Origin of the sequence: Parasphingopyxis sp., from assembly GCF_028279465.1 — a bacterium.
GTDB lineage: Bacteria > Pseudomonadota > Alphaproteobacteria > Sphingomonadales > Sphingomonadaceae > Parasphingopyxis.
The window spans coordinates 622,469-644,912 of the sequence record NZ_JANQNS010000015.1; the positions used below are offsets into that span (position 1 = coordinate 622,469).

Sequence of the window (22,444 nt, forward strand, 5' to 3'; positions counted from 1 at the left end):
CGCCGCTTCGCGGCTGTCACCGGGATAGCGTCATGACCGTTAACGTAAAGCTATTCGATAGCCTGGCCGATGCGGCGGCGGATGCCGGCGACGCCTTGGCGCGCGCGCATCAATCGAAACTGTACGACCGGATGAGCTGGTTCGAGATGACGTTGCGGCATTGCGGGAGCGCCGATGCGCAACCGCTTGTCGCCCGTGCGCGCTGCGATACGGCGGCGGCTTGGCTGTTTCTTTGGAAGACCGGCGCGCGCGATGCTGAGGCGCTGGCAAGCTGGTACACACTCGAATATGACGCCGTGCGCACAAGCGAGGACGAGCGACTGCTTGCCGCCATCGCCGAACAGCTGAAAGGGTTTGCCACGATATCGCTGGAGCCGATCGCCGACCCCACTCCGATCTCACGAGCCTTTGAGAAAGCGGGTTGGCGGGTCTCCAAGAGCGTGGCGACCGAGAACTGGCAGCTTTCCGGACCATCCGATTTCGAGAGCTTCTGGAAGGCGCGGCCCGGAAAACTGCGCAGCACGGTGAAGCGCAAGGGCAAAAAGGCCGATCTCGACATCGTTATCCACCGCACTTTCGATGAGCAGGCCTGGGACGATTACCGCCAGGTCTATGCCGAAAGCTGGAAGCCCGAAGAAGGGTCTTGGAGCTTCATGCGCGAATTCGCGGAGACGGAAGGCGAAGCTGGCACGTTGCGGCTTGGCATTGCCTATCGGGAGGGCGTGCCCGTGGCCGCGCAATTCTGGCATGTGGAGAATGACCAGGCGACGATTTACAAACTGGCCTATTCGGAGAGCGCCAAGTCCTTTTCGCCGGGCTCGATCCTGAGCCACGCGATGTTCCAGCACGTTATCGAACAGGATGCGCCCGATATCATCGATTATGGCACGGGTAACCAAGGCTATAAGGCGGACTGGATGGATGGCGCGCGGCCGCTCTACAGGCTCGACATGCTCAACCCTGGTCGGCCCGCAGCCTGGCCATCCTTGGCGCGCACCGTGCTCTCGGGCCTTGTCCGCCGCGCTTCGAGCGACTAGGCGGGCGCAACCATTGTGCAGGGGAGTAAGTGATGGCAACCGAAGCCGCCGATAAGGTCGAGGAAACGCTGCGCGCGGCGCTTGTCGACGTTCTCGGTCTCGACGCGTCCGAGGTCGCGGGCTTTGACGGGGATACGGAGCTGTTCGGCGCGATCCCCGAACTTGATTCCATGGCAGTCGCTGGCCTGCTCACCGAAATCGAGGATCGTCTCGACATCTGGATCGAGGATGACGAGTTCGAGGCCGAAATGCTCGAAACCTTCGGTAATCTCCTCGCCTTCGCCAAGGAAAAGGCGCTGCAGTGACGCCCCTTGCCCCGCGATTCTCGCGATACGAATCGCAGGGCGCCGAGCATCCGATGATGAGTTTCGGACCCGAGGGTGGGCCTCGGCTCCTCATCATCCCGCCGCTGTTCGAAGAACTGAACCGCACCCGCAAGCTGCTGTCCGATCTAATGCGGACACTCGCCGGTTCCGATGTTGCCACCCATCTGCCGGATTTGCCCGGGACCGGCGAGAGCGAAACACTGCTCTCCGATGTCAGCTGGAGCGATTGGCGTCATGCCGTTCGCGATGCGGCCCAAGAGGCCGACGCAACCGCGATACTGGCAGTGCGGGGCGGATGCCTGTTGGACGATACCGTGCAGGGCATACGGCACATCCGATTCTCACCTGTGGCGGGAAAACGCCTGATCCGCGATCTCATTCGCGCGCGCAGCCTCACCGATCCCGATTTCGATGGCGACGCGCAAAAATCGGTATTCGACGAAGGGTCAACCAATCTCGGCGGCTATCCGATCGCCGCGGATATGGCCCGCGCCGTTCGCGACGCAGAACTGAAGAGCGCGGACGATACCATCACCATCCGCCTCGAGAGTGAGCATGGTGATGCCGACGTTACGATCGAAGGGACTCCGCTCTGGCGGCGCGCCGAACCTAGCGGTTCTCCCGAACTAGCTACGCGTCTGGCCGATGCAATTGCTGACAGGATACGCTGATCGTGCGCGCCCAACTCACTTTCGATTGCGACGGCGAAATTTTGGCGGCTTCGTTTGATCCGGCGAATGGCCGGACGGGCGTCATCATCGTCACCGGCGGCGGGCAAACGCGTTTCGGCGCGCATCGGGGCTTTGCACAGCTTGCCGCAGCCTTGGCCGAAGCCGGATATCCGGTCATGCGCTATGACCGGCGCGGGGTCAGCGACAGTTCGGGGGACGATCCGGGGTTTGAGGCCAGTGCGCCCGATCTTGCAGCGGCGGTCGCGGCCTTCCGCGAGAAGGTACCGGCGCTCGATCATATCGTCGGTTTCGGTCTGTGCGATGGCGCCACGACGCTTTGCCTCTACCATCGCCAATGCGGTGTGGACGCCATGATCCTCGCCAATCCCTGGGTTGTCGAGGCGGGCGCGAACGAGCCCCCGCCCGCCGCGATCAAGAGCCATTATCGCGATCAGCTGTTGAGCCTTTCGGGCTGGAAGCGCGCGCTGACCGGCGGCATCGACTATCGCAAGGCGGTGAGCGGTGTTTTGAAGATCGCCAAACCGCGGCAGACGGCGGGTAGTTTGGGCGAACGGGTCGCGAAAGCTTTGTCCGAGTCGTCCACGCCAGCCCATATCGTGCTGGCCAAGGACGACGCGACCGCGATCGCCTTCGACGATGAATGGCGCAAAGGAGCTTTGGCGGGACTGACCGGGGAGAGCCGGTTCACGACCGATACGATCGATACCGATGCGCACAGCTTCGCGCGCGACGGCGATTTCGAACAGCTGCTGGAGAGCTGCCTCGCCACGCTTCGCCGGTTCGAGACAGCGAACTAGGCGGTTTCGAGTTCCGCTTCGAATTCGTTTTCGGCGAGGAACTTCTCGGCATCGAGCGCTGCCATGCAGCCCGTCCCGGCAGCCGTCACCGCTTGACGGTAAATCTTGTCCATCACGTCGCCACAGGCGAAGACGCCGGGCACGCTGGTACGCGTACTGCCGGTCTCGACTTTGATATAGTTATCCTCATCCAGCTCGAGATGGCCCTTGAACAGCGCCGTCGCCGGGTCGTGGCCGATCGCGATAAAGCCGCCCTCCGCAGGAATCTGGGAAATTTCGCCGGTTTTGGTGTCTTTGAGATCGATGGCGATCAGGCCTTCCGGATCACCGTCACCCACAAACTTATCCACAACCTTATCCCAAAGCACGGTGATATTGGGATGGGCAAAGAGGCGGTCCTGCAGAACTTTCTCCGCGCGCAGCTCGTCGCGGCGGTGGATCAGGGTAACATCATCGCTGTGATTGGTCAGATAGAGCGCCTCTTCGACGGCCGTATTGCCGCCGCCGACGACCGCGATCTTCTTGCCGCGAAAGAAGAAACCGTCGCAGGTTGCGCAGGCCGAAAGGCCCTTGCCGCGCAGTCGGTCTTCGCTCTCGATGCCGAGCCAGCGCGCTTGTGCGCCCGTCGCGATCACCAGGACATCGCCGACATATTCATCGCCGCCATCGCCTCTCATCCGGAACGGCCGCTTGGACAGGTCGACCTCGACGATACTGTCCCACATCATGCGCGCGCCGCAATTTTCCGCCTGTTGCTGCATTTGCTCCATCAGCCAGGGGCCCTGGATGATGTCGGCGAATCCTGGATAGTTCTCGACCTCAGTGGTGGTCGTTAGCTGTCCGCCGGGCTCGAGGCCCTGGACGACGATCGGCTCCATCCCCGCCCGCGCCGCATAGATCGCGGCGGACAGGCCGGCAGGCCCGGATCCGAGGATAAGCATTTTGGTGCGATGCGTTTCTGCCATGGCTATTCCCACTCGATGTGCAGCTCTGAGATAGGTGCCCTGCCCGGCCCCGCGCAAGCGCGCAACAGGCTGGCATTGCTTGGGCGGGGAAAAGAGAAATTTGGTAGCGGAGGAGGGATTTGAACCCCCGACACATGGATTATGATTCCACTGCTCTAACCAACTGAGCTACTCCGCCCCGGTGCGCCAAGGCGAGCGCTGCACATGCGCGCCCGGGGCCTATAGGCACCGTGCCGAACAGGGTCAACCGATTCGATAGTGTCACGGAACTCGGATAGGATATGATGGGTTTGGAGAGCAAAGGCTGCCCGCAGGAGATACGCGAATGGAACTCGAAACACCGCTGGACATGATTTGCCGGATCATCGTCCGCGCGCGCGAATGGGATGCGCAAGTCCCCTCGAACGAACCCGATGAAGTGGATGAGGACGGCCCGATATCGACCGACGATGAATACGATGTGATGATCGACGAAAAGAATGATTCGGTCGAAGAAGAGATAGAGGCTGCGATCAACGATCTAGCCGAGGATCAACAGGCCGAATTGCTCGCGCTCGCATGGGTTGGAAACGGCACCTATGACGCGACCGATTGGGAGGAAGCGCTTGAGGAAGCGGGCGATCCGGATAGCGATCCGGTTACCGAACAGCTGATGGATATGCCGATGCTGGCCGCCTATCTGGAGGCCGGGCTGGAAGCGTTCGATCTGAGCTGCGACGGTATCGGTCAGATCGACTGATCCGGCGCTAGCGCGCGAACATGTGGCGTGAGAGAGACTCCCAAGGGCCGCCGCGATAATACCAGCAGGCGATTCCCGATATATCTACGGGCCGCGGTCTGAAATCCGCCGACAACTCGGCAAGCAGGCGCTTCGCTTCGGCGGGTTCGACCTTGTTCTGGATCGTGACATGCGGCCGCCAGCCTTGCTGGTCCTGCGGCGTCAACAAGCCTGAAAACGCATCGGCCAGGCCGTTTCGAATAACCGCGAGATCGGGAGAGTCGATCCGGAAGGCGACGCCGCGGCCGAGCGACATGATGCCACTTAAGCGCGCTTTGGGCTGCGGAGCGTCACGCGTTTCCGCATCGAGCCGATGCTTGAGCTCCCCCGCGATGCTAGGCGGCAGATGATGGAACAGGGTGAGATGCGCGTCGATCACATTGCGCTCCGGCGGAAAATGCTGCCGGCGCAGGCCGTTGAAAAAGGCGAAATCGGCATCGCCGAACAGGGCGGAGACGATAATCGGGGCGGCGGTCTCGTTCATATCAGCACCTCCTGCGCGGGATGGCGCGCCGATCGCCCGGTCGATCGATATCCGCGATCACGCCGGGACCGCCTTCGATCATATGCACCTCCTCTGCCATAAACGGCGCTTCTCCAGCGTCGAGCCGATTTCGGACCGTCTGCGTATCTTGGATCAACACAGGATGGCCGGGTCCGCCGCGATGCCCGGCCCGGATCGCCAAAGCGTTGGGTTTGGTGTGGGCGGCGAGCCTGCCCGTTATTCCTGCTGGGATATGCGGTAGATCGCCCAGAAAGACGAAGCTCTCGCGTTCCGCATCGCGGAGCGCCTGCAATCCGCGCAACAGGCTGGCACGCCGTGTGCGGCCACTATGCAGCGCTACGGCGACGCCGAGACGATCGCTCCTGAATCGACCTAACGCAGCATGTATGAGTCTATCATCGCGGGAAATGACGACGATTACCCTGCCAACAGGCGCCGCGAGGGCGCTTTCGATAGCCCAATGCACCAAGGGTTTGCCGCGATAGATGGTGAGCAGCTTGTTGGCTGCGCCGAAACGCCGGGACTGGCCAGCCGCGAGGACAATCGCCGCACGCATTACAACCGTTTCTAGATTTCGACCTGACTGCCGAGTTCGATCACCCGGTTGGTGGGCAGACGGAAAAACTGCATGGCGGTTTCGGCATTGCGCAGCATCCATGCAAACAGCTTCTCGCGCCACGGCGCCATTTGCGGATTTTCCGAACTCAGTAATGTCTGCCGGGCGAGGAAGAAGCTGGTTTCGATCATGCGGAACGCTGGGCCACAGGTCGTCACCTTTTCCAGCGCCACGGGCACGTTTGGATCCTGCATAAAGCCATAACGCAGAATGATGCGATAGAAGCCAGCGCCGAGATCTTCATATTTCACGCGATCTTCCTCGCTGACATGCGGCCGGTCGAGGATCGATACGGTGAGCAGAACGATCCGCTCGTGCAGTATCTTGTTATGTTTGAGATTGTGCAGCAGCGCATGCGGCACGCCCTCTGGCGATGTCGTCATGAAGACTGCCGTACCCGGCACGCGCGTCGCCTCTCCGGCGGCGGATTTGACGAATACCTGAACCGGCATGGCGGTTTCGCGCATCTGCGCGATCAGCAAAGACCGGCCCTTTGCCCAGCTTGTAAGCAGGATGAAAGCCACGCCACTGATCGCCAGGGGCACCCATCCGCCATCGGCGAATTTCGTAAGAGCGGACGCAAAGAATAGCAGGTCCACGAAGAAGAAGAGGCCGACAAGAAGGCCGGCCAGCAGCTTGTTCCACTTCCAGAAGGTGAAAAGCAGCACGGCCAGCAGACAGGTATCGAGCAGCATCACGCCGGTGACGGCGATTCCGTAAGCAGCCGTAAGGTTCGAAACCGTTCCGAACGTGAGCACCAGCATGACCACGACGATCATCAACGCCCAATTGACCACGGGGATATAGATCTGACCGACCGTGGCTGTGTCCCGGTGATTGATCCGCAAGCGCGGCATGAAACCGAGTTGGATGGCTTGCTGAGTGACCGAGAATGCGCTCGCAATCACCGCTTGGCATGCGATAGTCGCGGCAAGGATCGCGATGATCAAAAGCGGCAGTTGGAACCAGCCCGGTGCAAGTAAGAAAAACGGGTTGGCCATGATCGCTTCGCCGTCACGCAGCACCAGCGCCCCCTGCCCCAGATAGCTGAGCATCAGCGCAGGCAGGACGAAAACCAGCCAGGACAGGCCGATCGGCTTGCGGCCGAAATGACCCATATTCGAGTAGAGCGCTTCAGCGCCCGTAACCGCGAGCACCACCGCGCCGAGCGCGAGAAAGGCCTTGAGCGGCTCCGCCATAAAGAATTGTGCGGCGAAATGCGGGCTGAGCGCCCACAGGACTTCCGGACTTTGGACGATGCTGAGGATGCCCAGCACCGAGATCACGAGGAAATAGAGCAGCATGATCGGGCCAAAAAAGACGCCGATCCTGGAGAGGCCGGGGCGCTGCATCAGAAACAGAAATATCAGGATGAACACAGCCAGCGGCACGATCCATCCATTCAGCGACGGGTTGACGACCGCCAATCCCTCGACCGCGCCCAGCATCGACACGGCCGGCATGATCATCGCCTCGCCATAGAATAGCGCGGTAGCGAGAATGCCGAGCATAACGAGACCGGCGCTCCACATCCTGCCGGCATTCTTGCCACCCATGAGCGCCAGCAACGCAAGACTGCCGCCCTCCCCCCGGTTATCGGCGCGCATGAAGATTGTGAGATATTTGACTGTGACGACCAGTATCATGGCCCAGAATATCAGGCTGAGTACGCCGTAGAGGTGCAGCGTGTTCAGCGCGAGCGGATGATGACCGGCAAAGGCTTCGCGGAAAGCGTACATCGGGCTGGTGCCGGTGTCGCCGAATACGATGGCGATGGCGCCGAGCGCGAGCTTCGCGACAGCCCCATCGCGTGTAGGCGGACCGGAAACGGCCTGAGCGGTGCGTGAATCACTCATTTCGGACGAATGCGGACCCCCGATATGCGTAAGGCGAATGCTGCATCAGCCGCCGCTATCCGGCCTTTCCTGCGCGGTGCGGCAAAGCGGGCGACCTATCACGAGATCGGCCGGTTCGCAATGGGAGGACAAGCGTGAAACGGGCCGCTATAGGCCGGTCATTATCAATCTCAGGAGGCGTCGATGCGCGTCGGAATCCCCAAGGAAATCAAAAACCACGAATACCGGGTCGGCCTCACGCCGGATTCGGTATTCGATGTCGTCCAAGCCGGTCACGAGGTCGTCGTCGAAACCCAGGCCGGTTGCGGTATCGATTTCGGCGATGATGACTATCGCGCGGTCGGCGCGACTATCGTCGATACGGCGGCGGAAGTCTTCGCCGCGGCCGACATGATCGTTAAGGTCAAAGAGCCGCAAGCGCAGGAGGTTGCCATGCTGGAACCGCGGCATATCCTGTTCACCTATCTCCATCTCGCGGCGGACAAGCCACAGACAGAAGGCCTGATGAAATCGGGCGCCACCTGTATTGCCTATGAAACGGTGACCTCACCCAATCGCTCGCTTCCGCTGCTTAAACCGATGAGCGAGGTGGCCGGGCGGATGTCGATTCAGGCCGGTGCGCATTATCTGGAGAAGGAACAAGGCGGACGCGGCATATTGCTCGGCGGCGTGCCAGGCGTTGCGCCGGCCACGGTGACTATTATCGGCGGCGGCGTGGCGGGCCTCAACGCGGCGCAAATGGCCGTCGGCCTGCGTGCGGATGTCACGATCTACGATATCAGCAACGACCGTCTGGCCGAGCTTTCGACGCATTTCGGCGCGTCGATCAAGACCGGCTATGCCTCGAAGGCCGCGATTGCGGCGGCGGTTCAGGAGGCGCATCTCGTCGTCGGCGCGGTACTCGTCCCGGGCGGTGCGGCGCCAAAGCTGATCACCCGAGACATGCTGAAGACGATGAAACGCGGTTCGGTAATCGTCGATATCGCTATCGACCAGGGCGGCTGTTTCGAAACGTCGCGCGCAACCACGCATGATGAGCCCGTTTATGAGGAAGAGGGTATCATTCATTATTGCGTGGCGAACATGCCCGGCGCAGTCGCCCGGACTTCCACCTTCGCGCTCAACAATGCGACGCTACCCTATGTGATCCAACTTGCGAACAAGGGGCCGGCACAGGCGATGGCGGACGATCCGCACCTTGCCGCTGGTCTCAACGTGTCGGAGGGAAAGATCCGTTACGAGGCCGTCGCCGAAGCACTCGACCTGCCGTTTAACTAGGATTCGCTCTCCGCTTCCTGCGGGGGCGCTTCCGGTAGTTCTACTGAGCGCCCCTGCGACCGCGCGATGCTGGCAAGCCGGCTTTCGAGGTCCGCGCGATAGGGCGCTTCGGGCGCGCTGCGCTCGAGCAAGGCGCGCCATGTCGCCTCAGCGTCGTCGAGTTGTCCCGCCTGAGCTAGCGCCAAGCCGAGGAAGAAAGGCGGGCCGGGATGGTCGGGCGCGAGCTGCGCTGCGCGTTCAAAGGCCAGCTGGGCCGCCGGGTTCATCTGCCCCTCGCCATGCAATAGCAGCGCGTTGCCCAAGGCCACCCAGAGGTCGGGATTGTCCGGATCGTTATCGAGGCCGTTCTGAATGGCATGCGCGGCGTTCATATGGTTGCCGACCCTGTTCAGGGCCTCGGCGAATTCGATCCAGCGCTCCGACGATGCGTCGCGATTGTCGAGAAACGCTTCGTTGACGTCGGTGCTCCCCTCGGGCGGCCGATCGCGCCGGTCTTCGGTCGGGCGCCCTTCCAGAATCGGACTACCTTGCCAGGCATAGCCCGCCAGCCCGATCAGCAGCGCCGCGCCCAGCCATTCGAGTTTGCGCCCCCGAAACTCAGCCACACGCCAGAGCCAGAAAATAACCAGTGCGATCAGTCCGACCGCCGCGAACCAGCCCATCAGCTTTCCTTGCGCCGCCTGCGGAAGCGGCCGCGCGCCAGCCAGATACCGATGCCGAGCAGCAGGATCGGCAACAGCCAGAGCGGCCAGGTCACGCTGTCGATCGGCGGATCATAGGTGATCCAGCGGCCATAGCGGTCGACCAGCCAGTTGCGGATTTCATCCGGCTCCTCGCCTGCGGCGATCCGGCGACGGACGAGTGCGCGCATATCCATAGCCATTTCGGCATCGCTGTCGGCGATGGACTGGCCCTGGCAAACAAGGCAGCGCAGCGATTCCATCAATGCCGTGGCCTCCGCCTCCTGCTGCGGATCGGGCAACTGGCGGTTCGCCCACTCGGCCTCGGGTGTTCGCGATTGTGCGTGGAGGGGCGATGAGAAGACCACGAATGAACATATCAGTATTCCTGCGAAGGCAGGAATCCAGGGTGGCCGACGACGGCGCTTGCGGCCCTGGGCTCCTGCCTCCGCAGGAGCACTTTGACGTTCGATGACATCCCTCATTGCGCATTTTCCAGTGCGGCCAGGATTTCGGGCACATGTTCGGGCCGGATATCGCCGATATGCTGATGCACGATCACGCCGTCGCCATCCACGACGAAGGTTTCCGGAACGCCGGACGATCCGAGCGCCAATTGCGCTTCGCTCTGCATGTCCGCGCCGATCCGCTGATAGGGATCGCCCCAGCGCTGCAGGAAAGCATACACATCTTCCGGGCGATCGCGCACAGCGATCGCGTCGATCTGCACGCCGGCATCGCGCAACTGCATTAGCTGGGGCGCCTCTGCGATGCACGGCACGCACCAGCTGGCGAAGAAATTGAGCAGACGGGGTTCGCCCGTGGCGAGATCGGTGCTGCTGAGACCGGGTCGGCCGGGCAGCGAGGGCTCGAGCGAGAATTCCGGCATTGGTTCGCCAATCAGCTGCGATTCGATAGCGCGCTGCTGCGGCGAACTGTTGCCGAAATAGAGCGCATAGCCAAAGAAACCGAAAAAGACCGCCGCTACGATCAACGGCACCCAAAGCAGGAGCCGCCGCGATGGCGGCTTTTCTGGCGCGATGGTCGATGTATCGCCGGTCATGCCCATGCCTCGCGCTCCATGGCGCGCTTTTCCCTCCGCACGCGACCGATCAGCGACAACAGTCCGCCTAGCGCGATCAGCAGCGCACCGAACCAGATCAGCGTCACAAACGGTTTGTACCAGAGACGCAGTTGCGATCGTCCGTTTCCGTCGGTGCTGCCGAGCACGGTATAGAGCTGCCCGGTCCAGCCTGTGCGTATGGCGGCTTCATTGGTTTCGGTCTGAGGCGAGGAAAACATGCGCGATTGCGGTGCCAGCACGAACGGATCGCCATCGCCGCGTTGGACCGTCAGGCCGCCCTCTATGGCGGTCCAGTTCGGGCCCGCGACCGGGCGCGTTCCATCGAAGGTGACCGAATACGGCCCGACCTGATGCGTCTCGCCGGGCGCCGAAGCGACGAGCACTTCTTCGCTAAAGGCGCTTTCGAAGGCCATGCCCGCCATGCTGACGGCTATGCCGAGATGCGCGATCACCATGCCGTAGATAAACATGGGCGTGCGGCGCAGATTGCGTTTCCAGAGCGGCGCAATGCTGGCGGCCGCGACGCCCGCAGCCAGCATCAGGCCGAGCATTGGCAATATGCCGATCGGCGAAGCCAGGAATACGAGCGCCATCAGCGCGAGAGCCGTGATGAGCACGGGCAGCGATATGCGGTTCATGACGTTGCGCCAGCTATCGCGCCGCCAGCGCAGCAGCGGGCCGACGGCCATGGCGGCGACCAGCAGCAAGGCGAGCGGCCCGGCGGTTGCGTTGAAATAGGGCGGGCCGACGGAGAGTTGCTCCCCGGTCACGGCTTCAACGCCCAGCGGGTAAAGCGTGCCGATCAGCACGATGCCGAGTATCGCCGATAATAGGAGATTGTTGGCGACGAGCGCCCCTTCCCGACTCATAAATTCGAATTGCGCGCCCTCACGGACGGTACTCACCCGCGTTGCGTACAGCGCCAGCGCTCCACCGATATAGATGATCAGCAAGGCGAGAATGAAGCCACCGCGCTGCGGATCGACGGCGAAAGCATGGACGCTGGTGAGCACGCCCGATCTGACGAGGAACGTGCCCAGCATTGACATGGAAAAGGCGACGACGGCCAGCATGATCGTCCAGGCGCGCAACGCATCGCGCGTGGCGAGCACGGTGACTGAGTGCAGCAAGGCTGTCGCGGCGAGCCAAGGCATGAGCGAGGCATTCTCGACCGGATCCCAGAACCACCAGCCGCCCCAGCCCAGCTCATAATAGGCCCAATAGCTGCCGGCCGCGATGCCGATGGTCAGGAATATCCAGGAGGCGAGCACCCAGGGGCGCATCGCGCGCGCGAATGTCGGTCCGACATCGCGTGTCAGCAATGCGCCGACCGCGAAGGAGAAGGCAATCGAAAGGCCGACATAGCCGACGTAAAGCGTCGGGGGATGGAAGGCGAGGCCCGGGTCCTGCAATAGCGGGTTGAGCCCCCTGCCCTCTACGGCGGCCGGGCTGAGCCGCGCAAAGGGATTTGAGGCGAAGATCAAAAAGGCGTAAAACCCAAGGCCGATCGCGGCCTGTGCCGCCAGCGTTGCCGTCAGCGTCCGCTCCTTCAGCCGTTTTTCGAACATTGCGACAAGCGAACCGGAGAGCGCGAGAATCGCGACCCAGAGCAGCATCGAGCCTTCATGGTTGCCCCAGGTTCCCGAGAATTTGTATATCATCGGCTTGGCCGAGTGGCTGTTGGCCGCCACGAGTTCGACCGACAAATCTGTGCGCATGAACAGCCAGACCAGCATCGCGAACGAAAAAACGGTCAACAGGCCTTGAATGATCGCGACGGGCCGGATCGCGTTCACCGCACCCGTGCCATCGGAGCGCAACGCCATGATACCGAACACGAGCTGGAGACCGCACAACGCCGCGGCGAGCCAAAGGGCAGCAAGACCGGCTTCGGCGATCACTGGCGCGGATCTCCTACCAGTTCGACGTCCGCGAGTTCCGGCGGCATGTAATTCTCGTCATGCTTGGCGAGAATATGGTCGGCCATGAAAACGCCGTCCGCGTTCAAAGAGCCCTCAGCTACGACACCGGAATTTTCTGCAAACAAATCCGGCGTAATACCGGCATAGATAACGGGAACCTGGGCCTCGGCATCCTGGACGAGGAAGCGGATCGAAACGCCGTCCGGCAGTTCTTCGATAGAGCCTTGCGCAACCATACCACCAAGCCGAAAGGCTTGCCCTACAGGCACTGGTTCGGCGGCTATCTCTCCGGGCGTGCGGAACAGGGCTGCATTGTCCCGCAGCCCGTACAGTGCGAGGAATCCGGCCGCGGTGACCGCAACTATGGCGATAATGGCGAGTGTCAGGCGTTGATGTTTCGCCTTCATGAGCGCTTATCCTCCTGCAACGCATTCATCCGGGCTTCCGAAGAGCGCATTTGCGCGTAGCTCCAAAGCGTCAGCCCGGCTGTACCAACTATAGTGCACGCATAGGCGGCGATGATGAAAGGCCATGGTTCCATGATGCTATCCTTGCGCCAGTCTCCGCAGCCGCGCCTCGACCCGGATGCCCGCGATAATGGCGCGCATCCGGAATAGCACGATGGCCGCGAAAAGCAGCGTGAAGCCCAATGTCGAAATCGCCAGCGGCCAGAGCATGGAGCTGTCGATCGCCGATCCGCTCAACGTAATGCTCTGGGGTTGATGCAGCGAATTCCACCAGGTTACCGAATAATGGATGATCGGCAGGTTGATCGCGCCGATAACTCCGAAGATCGCAGCGACCCGGCTGATGCTCGCGCGTTCCTCGCTCGCCGATGCCAGCGCCATGAATCCGAAATAGAGGAAGAGCAGAACCAACATCGATGTCAGGCGTCCGTCCCAGACCCACCAGGTTCCCCAGGCCGGGCGGCCCCAGATCGAACCGGTTAGCAAACATAATGCCGTGAACAATGCGCCGGGCGCGGCGATGGCCCGGGCGGCAATACCCGCCAGTGGGTGACGCCAGACAAGCTGCATGATGCTTGCGACCAGGATGCCGCTCCACCCGGCCATGCCAAGCCAGGCTGTAGGCACATGGACATACATGATCCGGACGAGTTCGCCCTGGAGAAAGTCCGGCGGCGAATAGACAAGGCCTATCACGAATGCCGTTCCGACGAGCAGAAAGCCGCCCCAGAACAGCCAAGGCGTCAGCGGCCGTGCGATCGAGAGAAAGCGGGTTGGATTCGCGAAAACATGCATATTGGCCGTGTCTTAGCGTAGCTTCAGCCCCGGGAAAAGCATAAGACGACCGCCCGTAGAGAATCCGCACAGGAATCGACTTGACCGAATTTTCCCTTCCAGAACAACGGCCTGTGGCCGGTATCGTCTTGCGCATTCTCGCCGCGACGGTGTTCGCATTCATGGCGGCTATGGTGAAGATCGGCGCGGACTATGGGCTGCACCCGATCGAGATGATCTTCTGGCGGTTCGCCTTCGCCTTGCCGCCGTTATTTCTGTGGATCCTGTGGCGGCCGGGATTGCAGATCATCAAGACGCGCAGGCCTTTAGCGCATCTGTGGCGCGCCGTGATCGGCTTCGTCGCAATGGGATTCGGTTATTGGGCAATCACTTTGTTGCCGCTTGCCGAAGCCACGGCAATCAGCTTCGCAGCGCCGATCTTCGCGACTTTGCTATCGGCGGTTTTCTTGCTCGAAAGGGTGGGCTGGCATCGCTGGAGCGCAGTGCTGATCGGGTTTGCGGGCGTTCTGATCATTATGCAGCCGCATGATATGAGCCTGCCGCTCGACGGGTTGATCGTCGCGCTGATTTCCGCGTTCGGCGTGGCCTGCGTCATCATTACCATCCGGCAGATCAGCAAGACGGAGCGCGCGCTGACTACGGTCTTCTGGTTCACGCTGATATCGGCGGTCGGGACCGGCTGTATCGTACCCTTTTTCGGCGCCCAGCATGACTGGCAAGGCTGGGCCATCATGATCGCCATCGCGATATTGGGCGGCACCGCGCAATTGCTGCTCACCGGATCGTTGCGCGTCGCACCCGTCGTTGTCGTGGCGCCGTTCGATTACGTCCAACTGCTCTGGGCGGTGGCTTTGGGATGGCTGATCTGGTCCGACATGCCGTCGTTTGCGACCTGGTGCGGCGCGGCGATCATTATCGGCAGCGGGCTCTATACCCTCTATCGAGAGCGGATGCGGACTCGGCCTGCACGGCCGGTCATAGTCTAGGCGCGACCGATCAGGCGGCGGGCTATGCGATCGGCGACATCCGCCGCGGGCGCGCCGGTTTCTTCGCTTTCCTGCCACACCTGTTCGAGCCGTTCGGGTATCTGCGCGATGCGGGCCTTTACCTCCGCCTCGTCGCCCTGCCCGAGATATTCGAGACCGACATTGATGATGCCGCCGGCGTTGATCACATAATCCGGCGCGAAAAGAATGCCGCGATCGTAGATGCGCTGACCGTCAGCGGGCGTTGCAAGCTGATTGTTCGCACCGCCCGCGACGGCTGCGCATCGCAGTGCCGGGATGCTCTGTTCGTCGAGAATGGCGCCGAGCGCGTTGGGGCTGACGATATCGGCTTCGATCGACAGGATTTCGTCCGCTTCCACCGCTTCGCCGCCATATTGGGTCGCGAACGCCCGGGCGCGCTCGATGCTGACATCGGCCAAAGTAATGCGCGCGCCTTCTTCCGCGAGCAGCTTGGCGAGACCGCCCCCGACGCTGCCGACGCCCTGAATCGCGACATGGACATCCTTGATACTGTCGACGCCCAGCGCGCGTTTCGCGGCGGCCTTTACACCGAGAAACACGCCGAGCGCCGTATAGGGACCCGGATCGCCGCCCGCCGCGCCGCTTTCGACCGGCAGGCCGGACACATGGTCGGTTTCACCGCGGATCACGACCATGTCTTCATCCGTCATGCCGACATCTTCCGCCGTCACATAGCGGCCAGCCAGACCGTCTATCGCGCGCCCGAAGGCACGCAGCATCTCCGGCGATTTCCGCTTTGCCTGATCGGCAAGGATAACGGCCTTGCCGCCGCCCATCGGCAGTCCGGCCATCGCATTTTTGAAGCTCATGCCGCGCGACAGGCGCAGCGCATCGGTGATGGCGCGTGTCGTGTCTGCATAATGCCAGAATCGCACGCCGCCGGCCGCGGGGCCGAGATGCGTCGAATGCACCGCGATAATGGCGCTCAATCCGCTCTCGGCATCCCGGAACAGATGCACAGCTTCATGGTCGTCATAATCGGGAAGGTCCCAGGTCGCGGACATTCGGTATTCCTGCGTAGCCGGTGAGCGGAAAATGGGGCGATCGACGGGACTTGAACCCGCAACCTCCGGCATCACAAGCCGGCATTCTAACCAATTGAACTACGATCGCCATGAACGGCGCAAAGCCAGCAGCGCACATAGGGCCGCGAGTGCCCCAGCGTCAATGCTTTGTAATATAATTACGAGCGGATTTTTGAGCGCTGAAGAAGCCAACAGCAACTAGCCCGCCTTCGCCAAGGCTACGGCGCGCAGCCTTCGCTTTGCTCCACTAATCGGCTGGCTTGCCAGCCGAAGCTGTAAAGCAGCGAAGGCTGGTGGGCGCGGCTGGGATTGAACCAGCGACCCCTGCCGTGTGAAGGCAGTGCTCTCCCGCTGAGCTACGCGCCCGGCACCATCTCTCGCGTCATGTAATCGAAGTGCCCGGAAAGAAAAGAGGCGAGCGCCGAAAGCGCCCGCCCTTTTCCGTGGCCATTACGGCATAGCCACAAGCCGTCCGGTAAAACGCCGGACAAATTGATCCGTCTAGTTGACGGCGTCCTTCAGGCCTTTGCCAGCCTTGAACTTTGGCTGCGTCGATGCGGGAATCTGCATCGGCTCGCCCGTCCGCGGGTTACGGCCGGTCGACGCTTTGCGCTCGGTCGTCGAGAATGTTCCGAAGCCGACGAGGCGAACTTCGCCGCCACTGCTAAGCGCACTCGTGATCGTATCGAACACCGCTTCACAGGCTTTGCCCGCATCGGCTTTGCTCAAACCCGAAGCATCCGCGACGGAAGAAATCAGTTCTTGCTTGTTCATGCTCTCCGCACCCCTTGTATGTATCTTGTAGAATTATGACTCACGGCAATGCCGACCTGCGCATCTAAGTCCAATTGACCCTCTGCTGTAAAGCCTAAAAGCCAACAAAAACGGTAAAATTCCGTCGTTTCTGAGCTAAAACGACGTTTTTGTTGCGAATTAGTGACGTACCGTCGGTTCTCCATCGCCCGGGACTCCAGTGGCGATCTGCGGACTCGGATCGGTCGCGATCTCGTCTGCGTCGCTCCACTCGATCGGCGCGACCTGACTCGTGAGCGCGAGCCCGAGCACCTCATCGACATGGCCGACGGGGATTATTTCGAGACCGTCACGGATATTTTCCGGAATGTCCGCCAGATCCTTTTCATTCTCTTCGGGGATCAGCACCTTCTTGATGCCACCACGCAATGCCGCGAGCAGCTTTTCCTTCAAGCCGCCGATCGGCAGCACGCGACCGCGCAACGTCACTTCGCCGGTCATCGCGATTTCGCGGCTGACGGGAATGCCGGTCAGTGTCGAGATCATCGCCGTCACCATACCGATGCCGGCCGAAGGGCCATCTTTTGGCACGGCACCCTCGGGCAGGTGAACGTGAATATCCTTCTTACCGAACACGCTCGGCTTGATTCCGTAGCTCGGCGCGCGGGCCTTTACGAAGCTCATCGCGGCCTGGATCGATTCCTGCATAACCTCGCCAAGCTTGCCGGTCGTTTTTATCTGGCCCTTGCCGGGCACCGTGACCGCTTCGATCGTCAGCAGCTCACCGCCGACTTCGGTCCAGGCGAGACCCGTGACCGCGCCGACCTGATCTTCTTCCTCGCTGACGCCGAAGCGGAATTTCGTCACCCCTAGATAATCGGAGAGATTATCGGGCGTGATCGTGACCGATTCCGTATCGCCCTCGAGAATCTCGCGCAGCGCCTTGCGCGCCAGCTTGGCGATTTCGCGCTCAAGCGTCCGGACGCCGGCTTCGCGCGTATAGTTGCGGATCATCCCGCGCAGCGCATCGTCTTCGAGCGCGAATTCGCCTTCTTTGAGCCCATGCGCTTCGATCTGCTTCGGGAGCAGGTGGCGCTTGGCGATCTCCACCTTCTCATCTTCGGTGTAGCCAGCGAGTCGGATGATCTCCATCCGGTCGAGCAGCGGCTGCGGGAGGTTGAGCGAGTTTGCCGTGGTCACGAACATCACGTCCGAAAGGTCGAGATCGATCTCCAGATAATGGTCCTGGAATTTATCATTCTGCTCGGGGTCGAGAACCTCAAGCAGCGCTGATGCCGGATCACCCCGGAAATCCTGGCCAAGCTTGTCTATCTCATCAAGCAGGAACAGCGGATTCGATGTGCCCGCCTTTTTCAGATTGCTGGCAATTTTTCCCGGCAGTGAACCGATATAGGTGCGGCGATGGCCGCGGATTTCCGCCTCATCACGCACGCCGCCCAATGACTGGCGCACGAAATCGCGTCCCGTCGCACGGGCGATCGATTTGCCGAGCGAGGTCTTGCCGACACCGGGCGGGCCAACAAGGCACAGGATCGGGCCTTTGAGTTTGTTGGTGCGCGCCTGCACCGCGAGATATTCGACGATCCGGTCCTTCACCTTTTCCAGCGCATAGTGATCCTCGTCGAGGATCTTCTGCGCCTCGCCGATATCCTTTTTGAGCTTCGCCTTTTTGCCCCAAGGCAGGCCCAGCAGCGTGTCGAGATAGTTGCGGACGACCGTCGCCTCGGCCGACATCGGCGCCATGGCCTTGAGTTTTTTCAACTCGGCCTGCGCCTTGGTCCGCGCTTCCTTGGAAAGCTTCGTTTCCTTGATCTTCTTGGCAAGTTCGGCGAGCTCATCACCCTCCTCGCCCTCTTCGTTACCAAGCTCGCGCTGGATCGCTTTCATCTGTTCGTTAAGATAATATTCGCGCTGCGTCTTCTCCATCTGGCGCTTTACGCGGCTGCGAATCTTCTTCTCGACCTGCAGCACTCCGAGTTCGCCCTCCATGAAGGCAAAGGCCATTTCGAGGCGCTTCGACGGATCGCGTTCGACCAGCATCGTCTGCTTATCGGCAACCTTCGCGCCGATATTGGCGGCAACCGCGTCAGAAAGCTGTGACGCTTCCTCGATCTGGCCGAGTTGCACTGCCGTTTCCTCGGGGATCTTCTTGTTGAGCTTGGCGTAATTTTCGAACTGCTCGACGGTCGACCGCATCAGCGCCGTCACTTCGGGGCCCTCTGCAGACTTGTCGTCGATCAACGCGATATCGGCAATGAGATGCTCGTCGCGATAGTGAATATCTTCCAGCGACGCACGCTGCTGCCCCTCGACAAGCACGCGCACCGTTCCATCCGGCAGTTTCAACAGCTGGAGAACGGTCGCCGTGACACCGACATTGTAGAGCGCTTCGCGATCGGGATCATCTTCGGCCGGATCAAGCTGCGCGACGAGAAAAATCGTCTTGTCCGCCGCCATGGCACGTTCGAGCGATACGACCGATTTGTCACGGCCGACAAACAGCGGCACGATCATATGCGGGAAAACGACGATGTCGCGCAGGGGCAGAACAGGCAAAGATACGGTCATCAAAAACTCCAACCTCGGGCATATGCCCGGCTTCCCGATTATATGGTGTGCCGGGTTGGCGTATCAATGTCGCGGCGCAGCAAAGATGTGCATGACGGCCGGGTTATCGGCCAGTCGCGCCATTTAAGCCCTAATTCGATGTGAATCGCATCTCTGCGGACCGCAGTCCGGTCACGCCGCGTCGTCGGCGGCCTTTTCCTTGGCTTTAGCGAATACCCGCACCGGCTCTTTCCGGCCTTCGACGACATCCTTGTCGATCACGACTTCGCTGACATCTTCCAGCGTCGGCAAGTCGAACATCGAATCGAGCAATATGCCTTCGAGAATAGACCGGAGGCCGCGTGCGCCGGTTTTGCGCTCGATCGCCTTTTTGGCGATCGCGATCAGCGCATCGTCGGTGAATTCGAGCTTCACTTCTTCCATGTCGAAGAGCTTCGCATATTGCTTCACCAAAGCGTTTTTCGGTTCGCGCAGGATCTGAACCAGCGCGTCTTCGTCCAGATCGTCTAGCGTCGCGATGACCGGCAGACGGCCGACAAACTCGGGAATCAGCCCGTATTTCAGCAGGTCTTCTGGCTCAACATGGCGGAGCACTTCGCCGACGCGGCGCTCGTCCGGCGCCTCGACATGCGCGCCAAAGCCCATCGATTTGCCCTGCATCCTGTCGGAAATAACCTTTTCGAGCCCGGCGAATGCGCCGCCGCAGACGAAAAGGATGTTCGTCGTGTCGACCTGCAGGAATTCCTGCTGCGGATGCTTGCGGCCGCCCTGCGGCGGGACGCTGGCAGTCGTGCCTTCCATCAGCTTCAAGAGCGCCTGCTGAACACCTTCGCCCGATACGTCGCGGGTGATCGACGGATTGTCCGATTTGCGGGAAATCTTGTCGATTTCGTCGATATAGACGATCCCGCGTTGTGCGCGCTCGACATTATAATCGGACGCCTGAAGCAGCTTGAGGATAATATTTTCGACATCCTCGCCGACATAACCGGCTTCGGTCAGCGTTGTCGCATCGGCCATGGTGAAGGGCACATCGAGGATGCGCGCGAGCGTCTGCGCCAGCAGCGTCTTGCCGCAGCCGGTCGGGCCGACAAGCATGATATTCGATTTGGCGAGTTCGACATCACCGCCCGCCGCGCCATGGTTGAGGCGCTTGTAATGATTATGCACGGCGACCGAGAGAACGCGTTTAGCGCTGTCCTGCCCGATTACATAATCGTTGAGAACTTCGCAGATTTCGGCGGGTGTCGGCACGCCGCCTTCGCGCTTCGATGATATCGAGCCCTTGGTTTCCTCGCGAATGATATCGTTGCACAGCTCGACGCATTCGTCGCAGATGAACACGGTCGGTCCGGCAATCAGCTTGCGGACCTCATGCTGCGATTTTCCGCAGAAAGAGCAATAAAGCGTACTCTTCGAATCGCTGCCGCTCAGCTTCGTCATAATCAAATCCCTCCGGCTGCATCGCCGCAGCCGCCCATATCCTAGCGCGTCGTGATCCGCCTAGACAATGACTTATTACACAAGAAAATAGCTAATGGCTTAATCGCACTAGCTCTCGGACTTGGGATCGACCTCCGGACGCTTTTCGTAAACCTCGTCGACCAGGCCGAAAGCCTTGGCTTCGTTGGAGTCGAAAAACTTGTCCCGATCCATATTGTCCTCGATCTCGTCAATCGGCTTGCCGGTATATTTGGCGTACAGCTCGTTCATCTTTTCGCGCGTCTTGACGAGTTCGCGCGCATGGATCTCAACGTCCGCGGCCGTACCCTGCATGCCCGAAGATGGCTGATGAATCATGATCTTCGAGTTGGCGAGCGCGACCCTCATGCCCGGTTCGCCAGCGGCAAGCAGGAAGCTGCCCATGGACGCCGCAAAACCCACACAGACCGTGCCAACGCGCGGGCGGATATATTGCATGGTATCGTGGATCGCCATGCCCGCCGTCACCGACCCGCCCGGCGAGTTGATATACATGTAGATGTCTTTTTTCGGATTTTCCGATTCCAGGAAAAGAAGCTGCGCCGTGATCAGCGCGGCCATGCCGTCTTCGACGGGTCCGGTCAGGAAGATGATGCGGTCGCGCAAAAGGCGCGAGAAAATGTCAAAACTGCGCTCGCCGCGATTGGATTGCTCGATGACGATAGGAACGAGCGCGTTGTCGATGGGGTCGTGCATTGAAGGCCTTTCCGGGAGAATGTGCGTCGCCAACATTGCGACTTCTGACCCGGGCTTCAAGAGGCTTGGTGTTAACTTCCCGATTGCGGCGCGGAAAAGCCCAGATAGGCGAGCCTGCGCAGCTCCCGCCGGCCACGTACGACGGTATCGAGGATCAGGCCAGCAAACAGGTTGAGCGATGCAAGGATTATCAGTCCCGTAGACAGGATCGCCGTGGGCACGCGCGGCACAAGGCCGGTTTGCGCATAGGTGATCGCCAGCGGAACCGCGAGAATGATCGCCGCAAGCGCGAGAATGGCGGCAATCGCACCGAAGAACAGCACCGGCCGCTCCATGCGGAACAAGGTCGCCATTGTATTCAGAATCCGGAAGCCATCGCGATAGGTCGAAAGCTTGGACTCCGATCCCTCAGGCCGTGCGCTATATTCGGTCACTTCTTCCGCGACCGGCATTTTGAGCTCGAGCGCATGAACGCTGATCTCGGTTTCGATCTCGAAGCCCTGTGACAGAACCGGAAAGCTCTTTACGAAGCGCCGCGAGAAAACGCGATAACCGGAGAGAATATCGTTGAACGACCGGCCGAACAGGCGCGCAAGGATGCCGGTCAGCAGCGCATTACCCCAGCGGTGTCCGCTGCGATAGGCCGCCTCGACTTCGGTCTTGCGCGCGCCGACGACCATATCGAGCTGCTCTTCGACAAGCCGGCGCACGAGCCGGGGCGCGGCGGCCGCTTCATAGGTCGCATCGCCATCGGCCATAATATAGATATCGGCCTCGACGTCGGCGAACATGCGTCGGACGACATGGCCCTTGCCCTGCATTTTCTCGCTGCGAACAATGGCACCGGCTGCACCCGCGACCTCGGCGGTACGGTCCGAGCTGTTATTGTCGTAGACGTAGATTGGGGCCTGGGGCAGCGCTTCGCGGAAATCGGCGACCGTCTGCGCGATGGCGGCTTCTTCATTGTAACAGGGCAGGATGACCGCGATCGACGGCGATTCTGAAAGCGGCACCGCGATCTCGCGTTCCGCCACGAATTCCCTGATATGTTCCATTGCCTGTCCTTGGCTGTC

23 protein-coding genes and 3 tRNA genes are annotated in these 22,444 nt (G+C 60.9%); 7 read left to right on the forward strand and 19 right to left on the reverse strand.

Features of this window, described 5'->3' with window-relative positions:
• Nucleotides 1-32 precede the first annotated feature (32 nt).
• From Q0974_RS12595 to Q0974_RS12610, 4 genes are read left to right on the forward strand one after another with little or no spacing between them, the layout of a single operon-like run.
• On the forward strand, nt 33-1,037 hold the full coding sequence (locus Q0974_RS12595) for a GNAT family N-acetyltransferase (protein WP_299328087.1): 1,005 nt from the start codon (nt 33-35) through the stop codon (nt 1,035-1,037).
• Nucleotides 1,038-1,069: 32 nt separating this feature from the next.
• Nucleotides 1,070-1,342 carry a phosphopantetheine-binding protein gene (locus Q0974_RS12600; protein ID WP_299328089.1) on the forward strand — a complete coding sequence of 91 codons (273 nt, stop codon included), beginning with the start codon at nt 1,070-1,072 and terminating at the stop codon, nt 1,340-1,342.
• The gene (locus Q0974_RS12605; protein WP_299328091.1) at nt 1,339-2,034 is read left to right on the forward strand and encodes a hypothetical protein; all 696 of its coding nucleotides are present in this window, start codon (nt 1,339-1,341) and stop codon (nt 2,032-2,034) included. The genes Q0974_RS12600 and Q0974_RS12605 overlap by 4 nt, the downstream gene beginning before the upstream one ends.
• Before the next feature lie 2 nt (nt 2,035-2,036).
• Nucleotides 2,037-2,852 (forward strand): hydrolase 1, exosortase A system-associated, encoded by an 816-nt coding sequence (locus Q0974_RS12610; RefSeq protein ID WP_299328093.1) that lies wholly within the window; start codon nt 2,037-2,039, stop codon nt 2,850-2,852.
• Here Q0974_RS12610 and trxB read toward each other — a convergent pair.
• Both trxB and Q0974_RS12620 read right to left on the reverse strand, forming a co-directional pair.
• Nucleotides 2,849-3,793, reverse strand: coding sequence for a thioredoxin-disulfide reductase (gene trxB, locus Q0974_RS12615; RefSeq protein WP_299328095.1), 945 nt, complete (start codon nt 3,791-3,793; stop codon nt 2,849-2,851). The two genes, Q0974_RS12610 and trxB, sit on opposite strands and share 4 nt — an antisense overlap.
• Nucleotides 3,794-3,918: 125 nt before the next feature.
• Nucleotides 3,919-3,995 (reverse strand) — tRNA-Met (locus tag Q0974_RS12620).
• A gap of 147 nt (nt 3,996-4,142) precedes the next feature.
• Here Q0974_RS12620 and Q0974_RS12625 point away from each other — a divergent pair.
• Nucleotides 4,143-4,556: a DUF3775 domain-containing protein gene (locus Q0974_RS12625; protein ID WP_299328097.1), complete on the forward strand. Its 414-nt coding sequence runs from the start codon at nt 4,143-4,145 to the stop codon at nt 4,554-4,556.
• Nucleotides 4,557-4,563: 7 nt separating this feature from the next.
• On the opposite strand, the gene Q0974_RS12630 is transcribed toward Q0974_RS12625, so the two are convergent.
• Genes Q0974_RS12630 through Q0974_RS12640 form a run of 3 tightly spaced genes read right to left on the reverse strand, consistent with a single transcriptional unit; the run spans nt 4,564 to nt 7,572 of the window.
• Nucleotides 4,564-5,079, reverse strand: a complete 516-nt coding sequence (locus tag Q0974_RS12630) for a 2'-5' RNA ligase family protein (RefSeq protein ID WP_299328099.1) — start codon at nt 5,077-5,079, stop codon at nt 4,564-4,566.
• A gap of 1 nt (nt 5,080) precedes the next feature.
• Nucleotides 5,081-5,656 carry an NTP transferase domain-containing protein gene (locus Q0974_RS12635; protein ID WP_299328101.1) on the reverse strand — a complete coding sequence of 192 codons (576 nt, stop codon included), beginning with the start codon at nt 5,654-5,656 and terminating at the stop codon, nt 5,081-5,083.
• A gap of 11 nt (nt 5,657-5,667) precedes the next feature.
• Complete coding sequence (locus tag Q0974_RS12640) at nt 5,668-7,572, reverse strand: KUP/HAK/KT family potassium transporter (protein ID WP_299328103.1); 1,905 nt, start codon at nt 7,570-7,572, stop codon at nt 5,668-5,670.
• Between the two features lie 183 nt (nt 7,573-7,755).
• Between Q0974_RS12640 and ald the strand changes: the two genes are divergently transcribed.
• Entirely contained in the window at nt 7,756-8,850 is a 1,095-nt protein-coding gene (gene ald, locus Q0974_RS12645; protein WP_299328105.1) for an alanine dehydrogenase, read from the forward strand.
• On the opposite strand, the gene Q0974_RS12650 is transcribed toward ald, so the two are convergent.
• The 6 genes from Q0974_RS12650 to ccmC all read right to left on the reverse strand — a co-directional run bounded on the left by Q0974_RS12650 (nt 8,847) and on the right by ccmC (nt 13,798).
• Complete coding sequence (locus Q0974_RS12650) at nt 8,847-9,512, reverse strand: tetratricopeptide repeat protein (protein WP_299328107.1); 666 nt, start codon at nt 9,510-9,512, stop codon at nt 8,847-8,849. The genes ald and Q0974_RS12650 overlap by 4 nt on opposite strands.
• A complete protein-coding gene (locus tag Q0974_RS12655; protein WP_299328109.1) occupies nt 9,512-9,898 on the reverse strand; it encodes a cytochrome c-type biogenesis protein in 387 nt (128 codons plus the stop codon). The genes Q0974_RS12650 and Q0974_RS12655 overlap by 1 nt, the downstream gene beginning before the upstream one ends.
• 113 nt (nt 9,899-10,011) lie before the next feature.
• The gene (locus Q0974_RS12660) at nt 10,012-10,593 is read right to left on the reverse strand and encodes a DsbE family thiol:disulfide interchange protein (RefSeq protein ID WP_299328111.1); all 582 of its coding nucleotides are present in this window, start codon (nt 10,591-10,593) and stop codon (nt 10,012-10,014) included.
• Entirely contained in the window at nt 10,590-12,515 is a 1,926-nt protein-coding gene (locus tag Q0974_RS12665; RefSeq protein WP_299328113.1) for a heme lyase CcmF/NrfE family subunit, read from the reverse strand. Before Q0974_RS12665 ends, Q0974_RS12660 begins: the two co-directional genes overlap by 4 nt.
• A complete protein-coding gene (gene ccmE / locus Q0974_RS12670; RefSeq protein WP_299328115.1) occupies nt 12,512-12,943 on the reverse strand; it encodes a cytochrome c maturation protein CcmE in 432 nt (143 codons plus the stop codon). Before ccmE ends, Q0974_RS12665 begins: the two co-directional genes overlap by 4 nt.
• Nucleotides 12,944-13,081: 138 nt before the next feature.
• Nucleotides 13,082-13,798: a heme ABC transporter permease CcmC gene (gene ccmC / locus Q0974_RS12675; protein ID WP_299328116.1), complete on the reverse strand. Its 717-nt coding sequence runs from the start codon at nt 13,796-13,798 to the stop codon at nt 13,082-13,084.
• Between the two features lie 80 nt (nt 13,799-13,878).
• Here ccmC and Q0974_RS12680 point away from each other — a divergent pair, with 80 nt between their 5' ends.
• Complete coding sequence (locus tag Q0974_RS12680; RefSeq protein WP_299328118.1) at nt 13,879-14,784, forward strand: DMT family transporter; 906 nt, start codon at nt 13,879-13,881, stop codon at nt 14,782-14,784.
• Here Q0974_RS12680 and Q0974_RS12685 read toward each other — a convergent pair.
• From Q0974_RS12685 to Q0974_RS12720, 8 genes are all read right to left on the reverse strand, one after another.
• On the reverse strand, nt 14,781-15,830 hold the full coding sequence (locus tag Q0974_RS12685; protein WP_299328120.1) for a Glu/Leu/Phe/Val dehydrogenase dimerization domain-containing protein: 1,050 nt from the start codon (nt 15,828-15,830) through the stop codon (nt 14,781-14,783). The two genes, Q0974_RS12680 and Q0974_RS12685, sit on opposite strands and share 4 nt — an antisense overlap.
• A gap of 32 nt (nt 15,831-15,862) precedes the next feature.
• Nucleotides 15,863-15,939 (reverse strand) — tRNA-His (locus Q0974_RS12690).
• A gap of 203 nt (nt 15,940-16,142) precedes the next feature.
• A tRNA-Val gene (locus tag Q0974_RS12695) sits at nt 16,143-16,217 on the reverse strand.
• Nucleotides 16,218-16,352: 135 nt separating this feature from the next.
• On the reverse strand, nt 16,353-16,625 hold the full coding sequence (locus Q0974_RS12700) for an HU family DNA-binding protein (protein ID WP_299328122.1): 273 nt from the start codon (nt 16,623-16,625) through the stop codon (nt 16,353-16,355).
• 159 nt (nt 16,626-16,784) lie between these two features.
• The gene (gene lon, locus Q0974_RS12705) at nt 16,785-19,193 is read right to left on the reverse strand and encodes an endopeptidase La (protein ID WP_299328124.1); all 2,409 of its coding nucleotides are present in this window, start codon (nt 19,191-19,193) and stop codon (nt 16,785-16,787) included.
• Between the two features lie 171 nt (nt 19,194-19,364).
• Complete coding sequence (gene clpX / locus Q0974_RS12710; protein WP_299328126.1) at nt 19,365-20,636, reverse strand: ATP-dependent Clp protease ATP-binding subunit ClpX; 1,272 nt, start codon at nt 20,634-20,636, stop codon at nt 19,365-19,367.
• 108 nt (nt 20,637-20,744) lie between these two features.
• Nucleotides 20,745-21,371, reverse strand: a complete 627-nt coding sequence (locus Q0974_RS12715) for an ATP-dependent Clp protease proteolytic subunit (RefSeq protein ID WP_299328128.1) — start codon at nt 21,369-21,371, stop codon at nt 20,745-20,747.
• 71 nt (nt 21,372-21,442) lie between these two features.
• On the reverse strand, nt 21,443-22,426 hold the full coding sequence (locus Q0974_RS12720) for a glycosyltransferase family 2 protein (RefSeq protein WP_299328130.1): 984 nt from the start codon (nt 22,424-22,426) through the stop codon (nt 21,443-21,445).
• Nucleotides 22,427-22,444 lie beyond the last annotated feature (18 nt).

Bases quoted from the DNA above. Each gene is read 5' to 3' on its own strand.
- Q0974_RS12595 (WP_299328087.1), top strand. From the start codon at position 33: ATGACCGTTAACGTAAAGCTATTCGATAGCCTGGCCGATGCGGCGGCG.
- Q0974_RS12720 (WP_299328130.1), bottom strand. From the start codon at position 22,426: ATGGAACATATCAGGGAATTCGTGGCGGAACGCGAGATCGCGGTGCCG.
- Q0974_RS12625 (WP_299328097.1), top strand. From the start codon at position 4,143: ATGGAACTCGAAACACCGCTGGACATGATTTGCCGGATCATCGTCCGC.
- Q0974_RS12700 (WP_299328122.1), bottom strand. From the start codon at position 16,625: ATGAACAAGCAAGAACTGATTTCTTCCGTCGCGGATGCTTCGGGTTTG.
- Q0974_RS12650 (WP_299328107.1), bottom strand. From the start codon at position 9,512: ATGGGCTGGTTCGCGGCGGTCGGACTGATCGCACTGGTTATTTTCTGG.
- lon (WP_299328124.1), bottom strand. From the start codon at position 19,193: ATGACCGTATCTTTGCCTGTTCTGCCCCTGCGCGACATCGTCGTTTTC.
- ald (WP_299328105.1), top strand. From the start codon at position 7,756: ATGCGCGTCGGAATCCCCAAGGAAATCAAAAACCACGAATACCGGGTC.
- ccmE (WP_299328115.1), bottom strand. From the start codon at position 12,943: ATGAAGGCGAAACATCAACGCCTGACACTCGCCATTATCGCCATAGTT.
- Q0974_RS12685 (WP_299328120.1), bottom strand. From the start codon at position 15,830: ATGTCCGCGACCTGGGACCTTCCCGATTATGACGACCATGAAGCTGTG.
- Q0974_RS12600 (WP_299328089.1), top strand. From the start codon at position 1,070: ATGGCAACCGAAGCCGCCGATAAGGTCGAGGAAACGCTGCGCGCGGCG.
- Q0974_RS12635 (WP_299328101.1), bottom strand. From the start codon at position 5,656: ATGCGTGCGGCGATTGTCCTCGCGGCTGGCCAGTCCCGGCGTTTCGGC.
- Q0974_RS12715 (WP_299328128.1), bottom strand. From the start codon at position 21,371: ATGCACGACCCCATCGACAACGCGCTCGTTCCTATCGTCATCGAGCAA.
- Q0974_RS12660 (WP_299328111.1), bottom strand. From the start codon at position 10,593: ATGACCGGCGATACATCGACCATCGCGCCAGAAAAGCCGCCATCGCGG.
- Q0974_RS12640 (WP_299328103.1), bottom strand. From the start codon at position 7,572: ATGAGTGATTCACGCACCGCTCAGGCCGTTTCCGGTCCGCCTACACGC.
- clpX (WP_299328126.1), bottom strand. From the start codon at position 20,636: ATGACGAAGCTGAGCGGCAGCGATTCGAAGAGTACGCTTTATTGCTCT.
- trxB (WP_299328095.1), bottom strand. From the start codon at position 3,793: ATGCTTATCCTCGGATCCGGGCCTGCCGGCCTGTCCGCCGCGATCTAT.
- Q0974_RS12630 (WP_299328099.1), bottom strand. From the start codon at position 5,079: ATGAACGAGACCGCCGCCCCGATTATCGTCTCCGCCCTGTTCGGCGAT.
- ccmC (WP_299328116.1), bottom strand. From the start codon at position 13,798: ATGCATGTTTTCGCGAATCCAACCCGCTTTCTCTCGATCGCACGGCCG.